Source organism: Pseudomonas sp. NFACC46-3 (assembly GCF_900114515.1).
In the GTDB taxonomy this organism is placed as follows: domain Bacteria; phylum Pseudomonadota; class Gammaproteobacteria; order Pseudomonadales; family Pseudomonadaceae; genus Aquipseudomonas; species Aquipseudomonas fluorescens_Q.
Map to the genome: position 1 here is coordinate 25,090 of NZ_FOTH01000015.1, position 12,229 is coordinate 37,318.

12 protein-coding genes are annotated in these 12,229 nt (G+C 63.4%); 6 read left to right on the forward strand and 6 right to left on the reverse strand.

What is annotated here, in order from left to right:
* Positions 1 to 77 precede the first annotated feature (77 nt).
* Positions 78 to 341: a hypothetical protein gene (locus BM300_RS16155; RefSeq protein ID WP_092144770.1), complete on the reverse strand. Its 264-nt coding sequence runs from the start codon at positions 339 to 341 to the stop codon at positions 78 to 80.
* Between the two features lie 174 nt (positions 342 to 515).
* Here BM300_RS16155 and BM300_RS16160 point away from each other — a divergent pair, with 174 nt between their 5' ends.
* Positions 516 to 1,328, forward strand: coding sequence for an alpha/beta fold hydrolase (locus tag BM300_RS16160; protein ID WP_092345832.1), 813 nt, complete (start codon positions 516 to 518; stop codon positions 1,326 to 1,328).
* A 152-nt stretch (positions 1,329 to 1,480) separates the two neighbouring features.
* On the opposite strand, the gene dsbG is transcribed toward BM300_RS16160, so the two are convergent.
* Genes dsbG through dsbD form a run of 3 tightly spaced genes read right to left on the reverse strand, consistent with a single transcriptional unit; the run spans position 1,481 to position 4,820 of the window.
* On the reverse strand, positions 1,481 to 2,248 hold the full coding sequence (gene dsbG, locus BM300_RS16165) for a thiol:disulfide interchange protein DsbG (protein ID WP_092345834.1): 768 nt from the start codon (positions 2,246 to 2,248) through the stop codon (positions 1,481 to 1,483).
* On the reverse strand, positions 2,224 to 3,093 hold the full coding sequence (locus BM300_RS16170) for a TlpA family protein disulfide reductase (protein ID WP_092463312.1): 870 nt from the start codon (positions 3,091 to 3,093) through the stop codon (positions 2,224 to 2,226). Before BM300_RS16170 ends, dsbG begins: the two co-directional genes overlap by 25 nt.
* Complete coding sequence (dsbD, locus tag BM300_RS16175) at positions 3,093 to 4,820, reverse strand: protein-disulfide reductase DsbD (protein ID WP_092345838.1); 1,728 nt, start codon at positions 4,818 to 4,820, stop codon at positions 3,093 to 3,095. The genes BM300_RS16170 and dsbD overlap by 1 nt, the downstream gene beginning before the upstream one ends.
* Positions 4,821 to 4,995: 175 nt before the next feature.
* Here dsbD and BM300_RS16180 point away from each other — a divergent pair, with 175 nt between their 5' ends.
* The 4 genes from BM300_RS16180 (at position 4,996) to BM300_RS16195 (ending at position 9,173) form a co-directional block, all read left to right on the forward strand.
* A complete protein-coding gene (locus BM300_RS16180; protein ID WP_063322273.1) occupies positions 4,996 to 5,676 on the forward strand; it encodes a response regulator in 681 nt (226 codons plus the stop codon).
* On the forward strand, positions 5,673 to 7,007 hold the full coding sequence (locus BM300_RS16185) for an ATP-binding protein (RefSeq protein WP_092345840.1): 1,335 nt from the start codon (positions 5,673 to 5,675) through the stop codon (positions 7,005 to 7,007). Before BM300_RS16180 ends, BM300_RS16185 begins: the two co-directional genes overlap by 4 nt.
* A gap of 441 nt (positions 7,008 to 7,448) precedes the next feature.
* Positions 7,449 to 8,861, forward strand: coding sequence for an aspartate aminotransferase family protein (locus BM300_RS16190; RefSeq protein WP_092144760.1), 1,413 nt, complete (start codon positions 7,449 to 7,451; stop codon positions 8,859 to 8,861).
* 84 nt (positions 8,862 to 8,945) lie between these two features.
* On the forward strand, positions 8,946 to 9,173 hold the full coding sequence (locus BM300_RS16195) for an MbtH family protein (protein ID WP_063322270.1): 228 nt from the start codon (positions 8,946 to 8,948) through the stop codon (positions 9,171 to 9,173).
* A gap of 184 nt (positions 9,174 to 9,357) precedes the next feature.
* On the opposite strand, the gene BM300_RS16200 is transcribed toward BM300_RS16195, so the two are convergent.
* Positions 9,358 to 10,254 carry a LysR family transcriptional regulator gene (locus tag BM300_RS16200; protein WP_063322269.1) on the reverse strand — a complete coding sequence of 299 codons (897 nt, stop codon included), beginning with the start codon at positions 10,252 to 10,254 and terminating at the stop codon, positions 9,358 to 9,360.
* Between the two features lie 103 nt (positions 10,255 to 10,357).
* Here BM300_RS16200 and BM300_RS16205 point away from each other — a divergent pair, with 103 nt between their 5' ends.
* Positions 10,358 to 11,203: a type 1 glutamine amidotransferase domain-containing protein gene (locus tag BM300_RS16205; protein WP_092144756.1), complete on the forward strand. Its 846-nt coding sequence runs from the start codon at positions 10,358 to 10,360 to the stop codon at positions 11,201 to 11,203.
* Between the two features lie 132 nt (positions 11,204 to 11,335).
* Here BM300_RS16205 and BM300_RS16210 read toward each other — a convergent pair whose 3' ends face one another.
* Positions 11,336 to 12,154 (reverse strand): posphoenolpyruvate synthetase regulatory kinase/phosphorylase PpsR, encoded by an 819-nt coding sequence (locus BM300_RS16210; protein WP_014337326.1) that lies wholly within the window; start codon positions 12,152 to 12,154, stop codon positions 11,336 to 11,338.
* Positions 12,155 to 12,229 lie beyond the last annotated feature (75 nt).

Sequence of the window (12,229 nt, forward strand, 5' to 3'; positions counted from 1 at the left end):
CTCATCGCGAGCGAGCTCGCTCCCACAGTGGTTTGTGTACGACGCGAATCTTCTGTGCGAGCTTGCTTGCGATGACTTTATTTTTTGCAACACTCTTCCGGTTTACTGAAAAAGGTCACGCCGGAGGCAAATGCGCCAATCTTCTGGAGGCTGTCATTGACCGCATCCAGCAAACCGAACTGTTCCGGGGTCTGGGAGTTGTCATACGCGGCCAGAATCGCCTCGAAGAATTGCAGTTTCCCCTTGGCTCGCTGGCCGGACGGTTTGTCCGTGTTGGCAGCCTTGGGCTTCAGGAGATCAACTTGCTCTTGGGCGAACGCTTGAAGCTCAGCTTTAGTCATGAGGATTCTCCATCCGCTGTCGTTCCGAGTGTCCAAGCTATCGCCGGCGCTGCGGCAAATCTACTGTCAGACTTTACAGGTCCGTTCAGGTAGGGATAGCTGTGGCGATTGACGATTGGCCGTTTATCGGGTCAGGCTGCCGGGGCTTTGCACATTCAGACAAGGAGTTTCTCGATGCCAATTGCAATGATCGACGGACAACCCCTTTACTACCTGGACCAGGGTCAGGGCCCGGTGGTGCTGCTGGGCGGCAGCTATCTGTGGGACCACGCCATGTGGGCGCCGCAGATCGAGGTGTTGTCCAGGCATTACCGGGTGATCGCTCCGGACCTTTGGGGCCATGGCCAGTCGGGGCAAATGCCGGAGGGCATGAGTTCGCTGAACGATCTGGCCCGCCAGATGATGGAGCTGCTGGATGACTTGAGCATCGACTGCTTCCACCTGGTGGGGCTTTCAGTGGGCGGGATGTGGGGGGCGCGGCTGGCGCTGGCGGCGCCCACGCGGATCCAGTCGCTGGTGCTGATGGACACTTACGTGGGCGTCGAGCCAGAACAGACCCGTCAGTACTACTTTTCACTGTTCGACAAGATCGAAGCCAGCGGCAGCATTCCCGAGCCGTTGCTGGACATTGTCGTGCCGATCTTCTTCCGACCGGGTATCGACCCGCAATCGGCGCTCTACCAGCAGTTTCGCGCCACATTGGCCGCGCTGCCAAGCGATCGCCTGCGCGCCAGCATCGTACCGCTGGGGCGGATCATTTTCGGTCGGGACGATATCTTGCCACGCCTGCATGCGCTGGATGCCAAGGGCACAGTGGTGATGTGCGGCGACCAGGACAAACCGCGTCCGCCGTCCGAGTCGCTGGAAATGGCCGAGCTGATCGGTTGCCCCCATGTGTCGATTCCGGAGGCGGGGCATATTTCCAATCTGGAGAATCCGGAATTCGTGACCGGGGCGTTGCTGGAGTTCCTGACGCGCAAGCACTGAAATTGTGGCGAGGGGATTTATCCCCGTTGGGCTGCGAAGCAGCCCTGAAACCTGACACCTCGGTGAACCTGACAAACCAAGTCGACAGCATTGGGGCCGCTTCGCGCCCCAGCGGGGATAAATCCCCTCGCCACAGGTGTTTGTCCAGGGCTTTACTTCGGCCCGAGAATTTTCACCAGCTTGTCCGGCGACGGCGCGCCTTGCTGCTGTTGCAGCTCGCCTTTGTCATCCAGATAGAAAATCGCCGGGGTGGCGGACAGTTCCAGTTCGTCCATCAACTGCTGGTTGGCGTCCAGTTTTGCCTGGATGGCCGGCGGTATGTCCTTGAGCGGTTTGAGCGGGCTGCCCTTGCCGGCCTTTTCATGCTCGGCCAGGGCTTTTTCCGGGTCCTTGGCCGCCAGCAAGGCGGCGGATTTACCTGGGCTGTCTTCGCGGATGATGCCCACCATGATGTGGCGCAACTGCACCTTGCCGGCCTTGACCCAGGGCCGAGCCTGTTCCCAGAACATGTTGCAGTACGGGCAGTTCGGGTCGCTGAACAGGTACACCGTGCGCGGTGCGTCCTTGTTGCCGTCGGCGATCCAGTTGCTGCCCTCCATCTTCGCCCAGATGGCCTTGGCCATCGGTGCATAAACCAGTTTTTGCAGTGGCTCGGCGCTCAGGTCCTTGCCGTCGGCGTCGTACAGGTTGCCCAGCAGGACGTGCTGCCCATCCGGGGTCAGGTACAGCGCCATGCCACGGTTCTGGTATTGCGCCGCGTAACCGCGCAAGCCGTCCGGCGCGTCGAAGGTGCCGATGATTTTCGCGCCCTTGGCTTCGATCTTCTTGATCGCTGCAGGCAATTCTTCGGCCTGGAGCAGCGGGGCCTGCGACAGTGCGGTGGCGACGGCCAGGGTCAGCAGGTGGCGGAGGCGGGGCATGGCGTTTTCCTTGTGGCGGAGTGAGGCGTTGTGGACGAGTCCGGCGTTTCGAAGTTTTCCAGGGCGCGAGCCAGGCTCGCTTCCGACAATTCCCCCAGGTGGCTGCCCAGCAGGCGGCCATCGGCGCTGTAGAACAGGGTGGTCGGCAGGGCCATGGAGCCGACAGCCTGGCCGAGGCGGCCGCTGCCATCGAACAACACGTTGTCCAGGCTCAGGCCTTGGGTGGCGAGGTAGGTGCTGACGCTTTGCATGCTTTCGGCCTGATTGACGAACAGGAAGGTCAGGTCCGGACGCTGTTGCTGGGCTTCTTCGAGCACCGGCATTTCACGCCGGCAGGGCGGGCACCAGGTGGCCCATAGATTGATCACCAGGGGGCCGCCCTGGTAATCGGTGAGTTTCACGGTCTCGCCGTCGGCGGTGCGCAGGGTGATGTCTGGCAGCCGGGTGCCTTGTTCATAAATCGTCAACGACAGGGTCGCCACCAGCCAGAACAGCAAGCCGCTGCCGACGCCGAAGCCCAATGGTCGGCGCAGGGGCGGGCGGCGTCGTGCCCACAACAAGGCGGCAATCAGCAGCGCCACGATGCCCGGCCAGGCCAGGAAGCCACCGTCGCGCAGGTCGACGATCTGCCACGGGTCGTCCCGGTAATGTTGCCAATAGGCGACGACGAAGCCGATCCGTGCGGCCAGCAGGCCCAGTAGAAACAGCACGAACAGTACCGACTCGGGGTTTTCGCCCCCGCGCTTGGCCACCCGCCAGCCCACGAAGGTCGCCAGCGCCAGGGCGCTGATGAGCAACAGGTGGTTGAGGGCGATGGCAAAGGTGCCCAAGGTGAACGTCAGCATCAGAGCGCGTCCCGGGTGAGGTTCCAGCGCTCCAGGAACGCCTTGGCGTCGACTTCCCCGGTGATCCGCTGGCTGCGGCGTTCTTCACCGTCGGCGCCGATCCACAGCAGGCTCGGCGGCCCCGGCACTTGGTAACGGCCCAGCAGTTCCCGGCTGGCGGGGCTGTCGGCGGTGACGTCCAGGCGCAGCAGGCGCACACCGTTCAGGGCGTCGAGCACTTCGCTGCGACCGAAGACCTGTTTTTCCATGATCTTGCAGGACACGCACCAGTCGGCGTAGTAGTCCAGCAGCACCCACTGGCCCTGGGCCTTGGCGGCGTCCAGTTCCCGCTGCAGGGCGGTGGGCTCGCTGACCGTGACGAACGCATCGTGGGCACTGACGGTCGCGCGGCCCTCGGTGCCGGCGTAGACCTTCAGGGGCTGGAAGAAATCATCGCCGCCGCCCGCGGCGCCAATTACCAGCAGGCTGCCCCACAGGCCGAACAGCAACGAAGCGCTGCCGCAGACATAGGCGATGCGGCCGAACCCTTCGGTCTGGCGCCAGGCGCTGTAGGCGGCGATCAACAACAGCACGCCCCACAGGCCGACCCACAACGAACCGTCGATGATCGGGCGAATCATCAGCAGCGCGGTGCCCAGGAACAGAAAGCCGAACACGCCCTTGAGCAGGTTCATCCAGGCGCCGGGCTTGGGCAGGAAGCGGTTGCCCACGGTCACCAACAGCAACAGTGGCAGGCCCATGCCGATGCCCATGGTGAACAGGATCAGCCCGCCGTGCAGCGCATTGCCGCTCTGGGCGATGTACAGCAGCGCGCCGGCCAGCGGCGCGGTCATGCACGGGCCCACCAACAGGCCGGACAGCGCCCCGAGGATCCCGGCACCCACCAGGCTGCCGCCGCGGCGCTGGCGCCCAGCGTTTTCCAGGCGGTCACGCAGGGCGGCCGGCAATTGCAATTCGAAGAAGCCGAACATGGGCAGCGCCAGCAACACGAATACCGCCGCGAAGCTGCCCAGCAGCCACGGTTGTTGCAGCAGCGCCTGGAGGTTGGCGCCCAGCAGCGCGGCGAGCACGCCCATGGCGGCGTACACCAGGGCCATGCTGATCACGTAGCTGCCGGCCAAGGCCAGGCCGCGTCTCGGCCCGGCGCCGCTGCCCACCACCAGCCCGGCCAGGATCGGCAGCATCGGCAGCGAACAGGGGGTGAACGCCAGCAGCAGGCCCAAGCCGAAGAACACCAGCAGGCTCCAGCCCAAGGCCCGTTGTTGCAGGCCGCTGGCCAGGGCCTGGTCCGGCGCCTCGCCGCTGGCCGCCACCGGTGCGCTGCCACCCAGGTCGACCACTTGGGTCTGGGGTGGATAGCACAGGCCGGCGTCGGCGCAGCCCTGGAAGCCGACCTTGATCTTGCCCGTGGCACCGGCCGGAATCTTCAGCTCCAGCGCCTGGCGATAGACCTGCTGGTCGCCGAAAAACTCGTCGCTGTGGGCTTCACCCTCCGGCAGCTTGGGTTTTTGCGCCTCGGCCAGGCCATCGAACTTGAGCCGCTGCTGATACAAGTAGTACCCATCGGCGATCTGCCAGAACAGCTGGGTTTCACCGGAGTCCAGGCGTTCGGAGGTAAACACGAACGCCTTTTCCACCGGCAGGAAATCGGGTTTGGTTTCGAAGGGATTGGCGGCCTGGGCCAGGCCCGAGATCAGGAACAGCCACAGCAAAAACAATCGACGCATGGATAAAGCCTTAGAACGAAGCAAGTGGAAAACACAATGGCGGCTGGCGATTAACCGTCGATTAACCCGGCGACGACCGGCAGGCAGCAATGATCGCCCATGTTGGCCGTACTCGTCGCATAATGTCGGCTTAATCGGCCGGCGGCCTAATGTACCTTTTTCCACGGGGCTTACCATGCGCGTACTGGTCTGCGAAGACGATGAGTTGATTGCCAGCGGGATCGTTGCCGGCCTTACGGCGCAGGGCCTGACTGTCGAGCACGTCGCCACCGCATCGGCGGCGCGGGCGATGGTCGGGGTGGCGGAATTCGACGTCATGGTGCTGGATCTGGGATTGCCCGACGAGGACGGTCTCAAGCTGCTCAGGCAACTGCGTCAGCAGGGGATGCAGACGCCGGTGCTGATCCTCACTGCCCGAGACTCGGTAACCGACCGGGTCGACGGCTTGCAGGCCGGCGCCGATGACTACCTGCTCAAACCCTTCGACCTGCGCGAGCTTGCGGCGCGCCTGCACACGTTGCTGCGGCGCGTGGCGGGGCGCAGCGTCAACCTGATCGAGCACGGTCGCCTGACCTACGACCCCAGCAGTCGGGAAACCACCCTGGACGGCCAGCCGGTGGATCTGTCCCGGCGCGAGCAATCGCTGTTGCAGGCGCTGCTGCACAGTCGCGGCCGGGTGCTGTCCACCGAACAACTCAAGGACAGCGTCTACGGCTTCAACGACGAATTGGAAAGCAACGCCCTCAATGTCCATATCCATCACCTGCGGCGCAAGTTGGGCAACGGGATTGTCGAGACTGTGCGGGGCCTGGGCTATCGCCTGGGGCCGGCCGAAGGTGGAGAGCCCTCCAAGTGATGAGCCTGCGACTGCGCCTGAGCCTGACCCTCGGCGCGGCTTTTGCCCTGATCTGGGCCCTGGCCGCGGCGTGGATGCTCAGTGACCTGCGCAACCAGATGATGTTCTCCCTCGACCAGCGCCTGGTGGCCTCGGCGCGGATGGTTGCCGGGTTGCTTGAACAGATGCCGCCGCTGCCCAGCAAGGGCGACGGCACGCATTTGAGTTCCGAGCAATTGAGCATTCCTGGCGGCATGGCCTGTCAGGTCAGCTCCTTGCGCGGCGAGATTCTGGCCCGCAGCCACGGCACCCCAGAGCAAACCCTGGAAGCCGAGAAAATGGGTTTCCACGACCAGATGATCGATGGCGCGCCCTGGCGCAGCTTCACCCTGGCCCGGGGTGACTTGCGCATCACCACCGCCGACCGCCAGATCGAACGCGAAGCCCTGAACATGTCGATACTGCTGGCCGCCTCGGTGCCGGTGGGCGTGGCATTGCTTGGTTGCCTGTGCCTGTTGTGGCTGGGCATCGGCCAGGGCCTGGCGCCGCTCAATCGCATGCGCGATGCGCTGATGCGGCGTAGCGCCGATTCCCTGGAGCCCTTGCAGATCCATCCACTGCCCAGCGAATTACGACCGCTGCTGGAGACCCAGAACCAGCTGTTCCAGCGCATCGGCAAGACCATCGAGCGCGAGCGACGGCTGACCGGCGACGCCGCCCACGAGCTGCGCAGCCCGCTGACCGCGATCAAGACGCACCTGCAAGTGGCGCGCATGACCGAGGGCGCCGCCCGCGACCAATCCCTGGCCCGGGCCGAGGAGGGCACCGACCGCATGCATCGCACGCTCGAACAGTTGCTGCTGCTGGCGCGGGTAGAAGGTAGCCTGTCGTTCGACGATGGCGTGCAATGCAACGCCGAGCAGGTCGCCCGGCTGGCGATCCAGGATGCCGCCAGCAGTGATTCCCGGCGGATCAGGTTGCACGTATCCCCAGGGTTGTCCGATGCACCGGTGCAGATGCCGGCGGTGCTCTCCATCGCCGCCTTGCGCAACCTGCTGGATAATGCCCTGCGCCATACTCCGGACGATACCGAGGTGGAGCTGAGCCTGGAGATGGTCGGCCAGCGCGTGCGCTTCCAGGTCCGCGACCACGGCCCCGGCATCGCCGCCGACGACATCCAACACCTGACCCAGCGCTTCTGGCGCAACGGCCAGAGCACCGGCTGCGGGCTGGGGCTGGCGATCGTCCAGGCCATCGTCCAGCGTTGCGGTTGCGGCCTGCATTTCGACACGCGCCCGGATGGGCTGCGGGTCGAGTTGACGGTGCCGGTGCAGCAGCCCCTGCTCAAGTGAGTGGTTCCGTGGCGAGGGAGCTTGCTCCCGCTGGGCTGCGCAGCAGCCCCAGAACCAGGGGGCGCGGTGAGTCTGACGGTTCCGGGCGACGGATTTGGGCCCGCTTCGCGGTCCAGCGGGAGCAAGCTCCCTCGCCACAAGGGATTGGGCTGGACACACAATCGCGGTTTCCCCTATCCCTGTTCGCGAAAGCGATGGGTCAGCCAGGTGATGCCGACCGTGCTCGCTCCCTCGCCACAATGATCCAGGCCAACCCCCAAGAACATGGACAATCCCCAGGCAATGCGCGGTATCGAGACACGATTGCACGGCCCGGGAGTAAATCCTTGCCGCGCTGATGCGTTTCCTCAACAGGAAACCTGCATGTGCGCCCGACCGGATACGCACCTGTGCGGTGTGCCATTTGGGTCGCTACTTACAGTGGATTGCGGGGGTCGAGAGATGTCAGTCGCCAACAGCCTTATCGAAGCACAGCCGGCACGGGTCAGCCCTGCGCCGGTCGAGACGCTCTACCAGTTCAATGAGTCGCCGCTGCTGGCCCGCCAGAGTCGGCAGGAGTCCAATGCCCGCAGCTACCCACGGCGGATTCCCTTGGCCCTCAAGCGTGCCAAGGGGCTGTATGTCGAGGACGTCGAGGGTCGCACCTTCATCGACTGCCTGGCCGGCGCCGGCACCTTGGCGCTGGGGCATAACCATCCGGTGGTGATCGAGGCGATCCAGCAGGTGCTGGCCGATGAGCTGCCGTTGCATACCCTGGACTTGACCACGCCGGTCAAGGACCGTTTCGTCCAGGACCTGTTCGGCTTGTTGCCGGCGGCGCTTGCCGCCGAGGCGAAGATCCAGTTCTGCGGCCCCACCGGTACCGACGCGGTGGAAGCCGCCCTCAAGCTGGTGCGCACCGCCACCGGCCGCAGCACCGTGCTTTCGTTCCAGGGTGGTTATCACGGCATGAGCCAAGGGGCGTTGAGCCTGATGGGCAGCCTGGGGCCGAAGAAACCCTTGGGCGCCTTGCTCAGCAATGGCGTGCAATTCATGCCGTACCCCTACGATTACCGCTGCCCGTTCGGGCTGGGCGGTGTGGCGGGCGTCAAGGCCAATCTGCATTACCTGGAAAACCTGCTGAATGACCCCGAGGCTGGCGTGCAATTGCCGGCAGCCGTCATCGTCGAAGTGGTGCAGGGCGAGGGCGGGGTGATTCCCGCTGATCTGGACTGGCTACGCGGTTTGCGGCGGATCACCGAGCAGGCGGGGGTGGCGTTGATCGTCGACGAAATCCAGAGCGGCTTTGGCCGTACCGGCAAGATGTTTGCGTTCGAGCACGCCGGGATCATCCCGGACGTGGTCGTGCTGTCCAAGGCCATCGGTGGCAGCCTGCCGCTGGCGGTGGTGGTTTATCGCGACTGGCTCGACACCTGGCTGCCGGGTGCTCACGCCGGCACCTTCCGTGGCAATCAGATGGCCATGGCCGCCGGTTCCGCGGTGATGCGCTATCTGCAGGAACACGCCTTGCCGGCCCACGCCGCCGCCATGGGCGAACGCCTGAGCGAGCACCTGCACATCCTGCAGCGGGACTTCCCACAATTGGGCGATATCCGCGGTCGCGGGTTGATGCTCGGTGTTGAACTGGTGGACCCGACGGGGAAGCCGGACGCCCTGGGCCATCCGCCGGTGCACGCATGGCTGGCGCCACGGCTGCAACGTGAATGCCTCAAGCGCGGGCTGATCCTGGAGCTGGGTGGCCGGCAGGGCGGCGTGGTGCGGTTCCTGCCACCGTTGATCATCACCCGGGCCGAAATCGACCGGGTCGCCGAGATTTTCGGGCGAGCCCTGCATGCGGCGGTCACCGACAGCTAATTTTCACCCGGCCCCGTACGTTCCTTTCATATCCTGGCTGCGCATGTGACGCAGCGAACCTCGAGCAAAGATGGAGAGACACCCATGACTTCAGTATTCGACCGCGAGGACATCGTCTTTCAGGTCGTGGTCAACCACGAAGAACAGTATTCGATCTGGCCAGACTACAAGGCCGTCCCCGAAGGCTGGCGTACCGTCGGCAAAAGCGGGTTCAAGAAGGAATGCCTGGCCTACATCGAAGAAGTCTGGACCGACATGCGCCCGCTGAGCCTGCGCAAGAAGATGGAAGAGCAGGCGGCTGCGGCCCACTAAATGTAGAGCCTGTGGCAGCAAGAAAGCTTTCCACAGGAAGGCTGCGGGAGAACACAAATCTTGCAGCCACATCAGAACCCCGTGTGCGAGCTTGCTCGCGATAGCGGTGGATCGGCAACATCAATGCCGGCTGACACTCCGCACTCGCGAGCAAGCTCGCTCCCACAAAGGCCGACATTACCCGCTATTGCTCGATCAAAAAATCAATCAACGCCCTCGCCGCCGCCGGCAATTGCCGATGGGGCGGGTAGATGATTGAAAAGGGTCGGCTGCGCCCGCCAAAGTCCTCCAGCAAAGCCATCAATTCCCCGCGCTCGATTCGCTCTCGGACAATGAACTCATAGGTCTGGCAGATCCCCATCCCGGCCTGTGCCAGGGACACGATACCCAATACATCATCGGACACTTGCACATTGCCCGCCGGCAGCCATTCCCGGTCTTCATGATTGTCGCGAAACAGCCAGGGTGCGATGCGTCCGCTGCTGGGCATTACGAAAGGCAGGCAGGCGTGGGCAGCCAGTTCATCGACGTGCCGGGGCGTTCCGGCGCGTTCCAGGTAATGCGGCGCGGCCACCAGGCACAGGCGAGCGTCTTCGAGCTTGCGCCCGACCAGGCCGCTGTCCGGCAGCGGCCCAAGGCGGATCGCCAGGTCATACCCCTCGGCCACCAGATCGACGTTGCGGTTGGTGATACTCAACTCGACCCGAACTTGCGGGTAAGCCTCGGCGAAACGCGACAGCAGCGAGGGCAGGCGGTAATGACCGTAGGTGGTCGGCACGCTCAAGCGCACGCGACCGGTCAAGACACCGTCCTGGCCCTGGATTCGCCGCTCGGCGTCGTCAATCAGGGCAAAGGCCGAGCGTGACTGTTCCAGGTACAACGTGCCGGCGTCGGTGAGGTTCAGCCGCCGTGTAGTGCGTCGCAGCAGCTGTACGCCGAGCCGGGCTTCGAGGCGGGAGATGGCCCGGCTCAATACCGAAGGCGTGGTCCCCAGTGCCACGGCACCGGCGCTGAGGGTGCCTTTTTCCACGACCGTGACGAAGGCTTCCACGTCGGCCAGATAATCGAATCGGCGTGCCATTGTTGCCTCCAGGGGCCAAGTGATGTTCCGGCGCGTCAGTTTATCGCCGGTCAGGGCATCAATACAGTAAGCGCATCTTTTATCGAAACATCCTGGAGTCATCATGAAAAAGCTCACGACCTTGGCAACGTCTGTCGTTCTGGCGGGTATTGGCGTCGCGGCCCATGCCGATAACGTGCTGGTGGTCCTGTCGGATTCCGATCATCTGGATCTGAACAATGGCAAGGTCTTCTCCACCGGGTTTTACCTCAACGAATTGCTGCAGCCGGTGAAGCTGTTGCTCGATGCCGGTCACCAAGTGACGTTCGCCACCCCGGAGGGCAAGGCGCCGACGCTGGACCGGTCCTCGGTGGACAAGATGTACTTCAATAATGACCCGGCGGAGCTGGAGCGTTACCAGGCGTTACTGGCTCAACTGAATATCACTTCGGCCAAGGACTCACCGGTGATCAGCCTGGCCCGTGTCGAGCAGATCGGTCTGGAACAGTTCGATGCCCTGTACATTCCCGGCGGGCATGCGCCCATGCAGGATTTGCTCACGAGCGCACCGCTGGGGCGGGTGTTGACGCATTTCCATGACAAGGGCAAGACCACCGCGCTGGTCTGCCACGGCCCGATCGCGTTGCTGTCGACCTTGCCTGATGCCAAGGGCTTCGTCGGTCGGTTGGCCAGCAAAGGCCAGGCCTCGCCCCCGTCCGACTGGATCTACAAGGGGTACAACATGACGGTGATCAGCAACCAGGAGGAAGAACTCGCCAAGGGGTTGCTGGGCGGCGGGACCATGAAATTCTATCCACAGACCGCGCTGGAGCAGGCGGGCGGGCGCTACAGCAGCAATACCGCGCCATGGACGTCCCATGTGGTGAAGGATCGGGAACTGATTACCGGCCAGAACCCGGCGTCGGCGCTGGAGGTGGGGCAGGCGTTGCTCAAGCGGTTGAAACCATAGGCCGGAAGGCTTCCTATCCCTTGTGGGAGCGAGCTTGCTCGCGATTGCGGTGGGTCAGCAAGATCAATGTTGGCTGACACTCCGTCATCGCGAGCAAGCTCGCTCCCACAGGCTTTCCGGCACGCCGTCTGGTTATTTGAACCGCCGCTCCACCCCTTTCTCCACCAGGATCTTCGCCGAAATCTCTTCCACGGAAAAATGTGTGGAATTGATGTGCGGAATATTCTCCCGCCGGAACAGGTTTTCCACCTCGCGCACTTCGAACTCGCACTGGGCATAGCTCGAATAGCGGCTGTTGGGCTTGCGCTCGTTGCGGATCGCGGTGAGGCGGTCCGGGTCGATGGTCAGGCCGAACAACTTGTGCTGGTGGGCGCGCAGGGCGCTGGGCAGTTGCAGGCGCTCCATGTCGTCTTCGGTCAGCGGATAGTTGGCGGCACGGATGCCGAACTGCATCGCCATGTACAGGCACGTCGGCGTCTTACCACAGCGCGACACCCCCACTAGGATCAGGTCGGCCTTGTCGTAATAATGCGTGCGGGCCCCGTCATCGTTGTCCAGCGCGAAGTTGACCGCCTCGATCCGCTCCATGTAGTTGGAGTTGTGGCCAATGGAGTGGGACTTGCCGACCGAGTAGGAGGAATGCTCGCTCAGTTCCTGTTCCAGGGGCGCCAGGAACGTGGAAAAAATGTCGATCATGAAACCATTGGACGTTGCGAGAATCTCACGGATGTCCTGATTGACGATGGTATCGAAGATAATCGGGCGGAAACCGTCGGTTTCGGCGGCTTTATTGATTTGCTGTACCATGGCCCGCGCCTTGTCGACGTTGTCGATGTACGGCCGTATGAACTTGGCGAAGGTAATGTTTTCGAACTGTGCCAACAGGCTTTGGCCTAGCGTTTCGGCCGTAATGCCGGTGCCGTCGGAGATAAAGAAAGCAGATCGTTTCATTTGCGCCTTGGGCCTTAAGCTAGTGAGCTAGTGACGATTCTTGGATATGATAGGCGCGATTTGCTGGCCGCCAGT

What these genes read in the sequence shown, in the direction of transcription:
- BM300_RS16155 (WP_092144770.1), bottom strand. Translation starts at nt 341, where the DNA reads ATGACTAAAGCTGAGCTTCAAGCGTTCGCCCAAGAGCAAGTTGATCTC.
- BM300_RS16160 (WP_092345832.1), top strand. Translation starts at nt 516, where the DNA reads ATGCCAATTGCAATGATCGACGGACAACCCCTTTACTACCTGGACCAG.
- dsbG (WP_092345834.1), bottom strand. Translation starts at nt 2,248, where the DNA reads ATGCCCCGCCTCCGCCACCTGCTGACCCTGGCCGTCGCCACCGCACTG.
- BM300_RS16170 (WP_092463312.1), bottom strand. Translation starts at nt 3,093, where the DNA reads ATGCTGACGTTCACCTTGGGCACCTTTGCCATCGCCCTCAACCACCTG.
- dsbD (WP_092345838.1), bottom strand. Translation starts at nt 4,820, where the DNA reads ATGCGTCGATTGTTTTTGCTGTGGCTGTTCCTGATCTCGGGCCTGGCC.
- BM300_RS16180 (WP_063322273.1), top strand. Translation starts at nt 4,996, where the DNA reads ATGCGCGTACTGGTCTGCGAAGACGATGAGTTGATTGCCAGCGGGATC.
- BM300_RS16190 (WP_092144760.1), top strand. Translation starts at nt 7,449, where the DNA reads ATGTCAGTCGCCAACAGCCTTATCGAAGCACAGCCGGCACGGGTCAGC.
- BM300_RS16195 (WP_063322270.1), top strand. Translation starts at nt 8,946, where the DNA reads ATGACTTCAGTATTCGACCGCGAGGACATCGTCTTTCAGGTCGTGGTC.
- BM300_RS16200 (WP_063322269.1), bottom strand. Translation starts at nt 10,254, where the DNA reads ATGGCACGCCGATTCGATTATCTGGCCGACGTGGAAGCCTTCGTCACG.
- BM300_RS16205 (WP_092144756.1), top strand. Translation starts at nt 10,358, where the DNA reads ATGAAAAAGCTCACGACCTTGGCAACGTCTGTCGTTCTGGCGGGTATT.
- BM300_RS16210 (WP_014337326.1), bottom strand. Translation starts at nt 12,154, where the DNA reads ATGAAACGATCTGCTTTCTTTATCTCCGACGGCACCGGCATTACGGCC.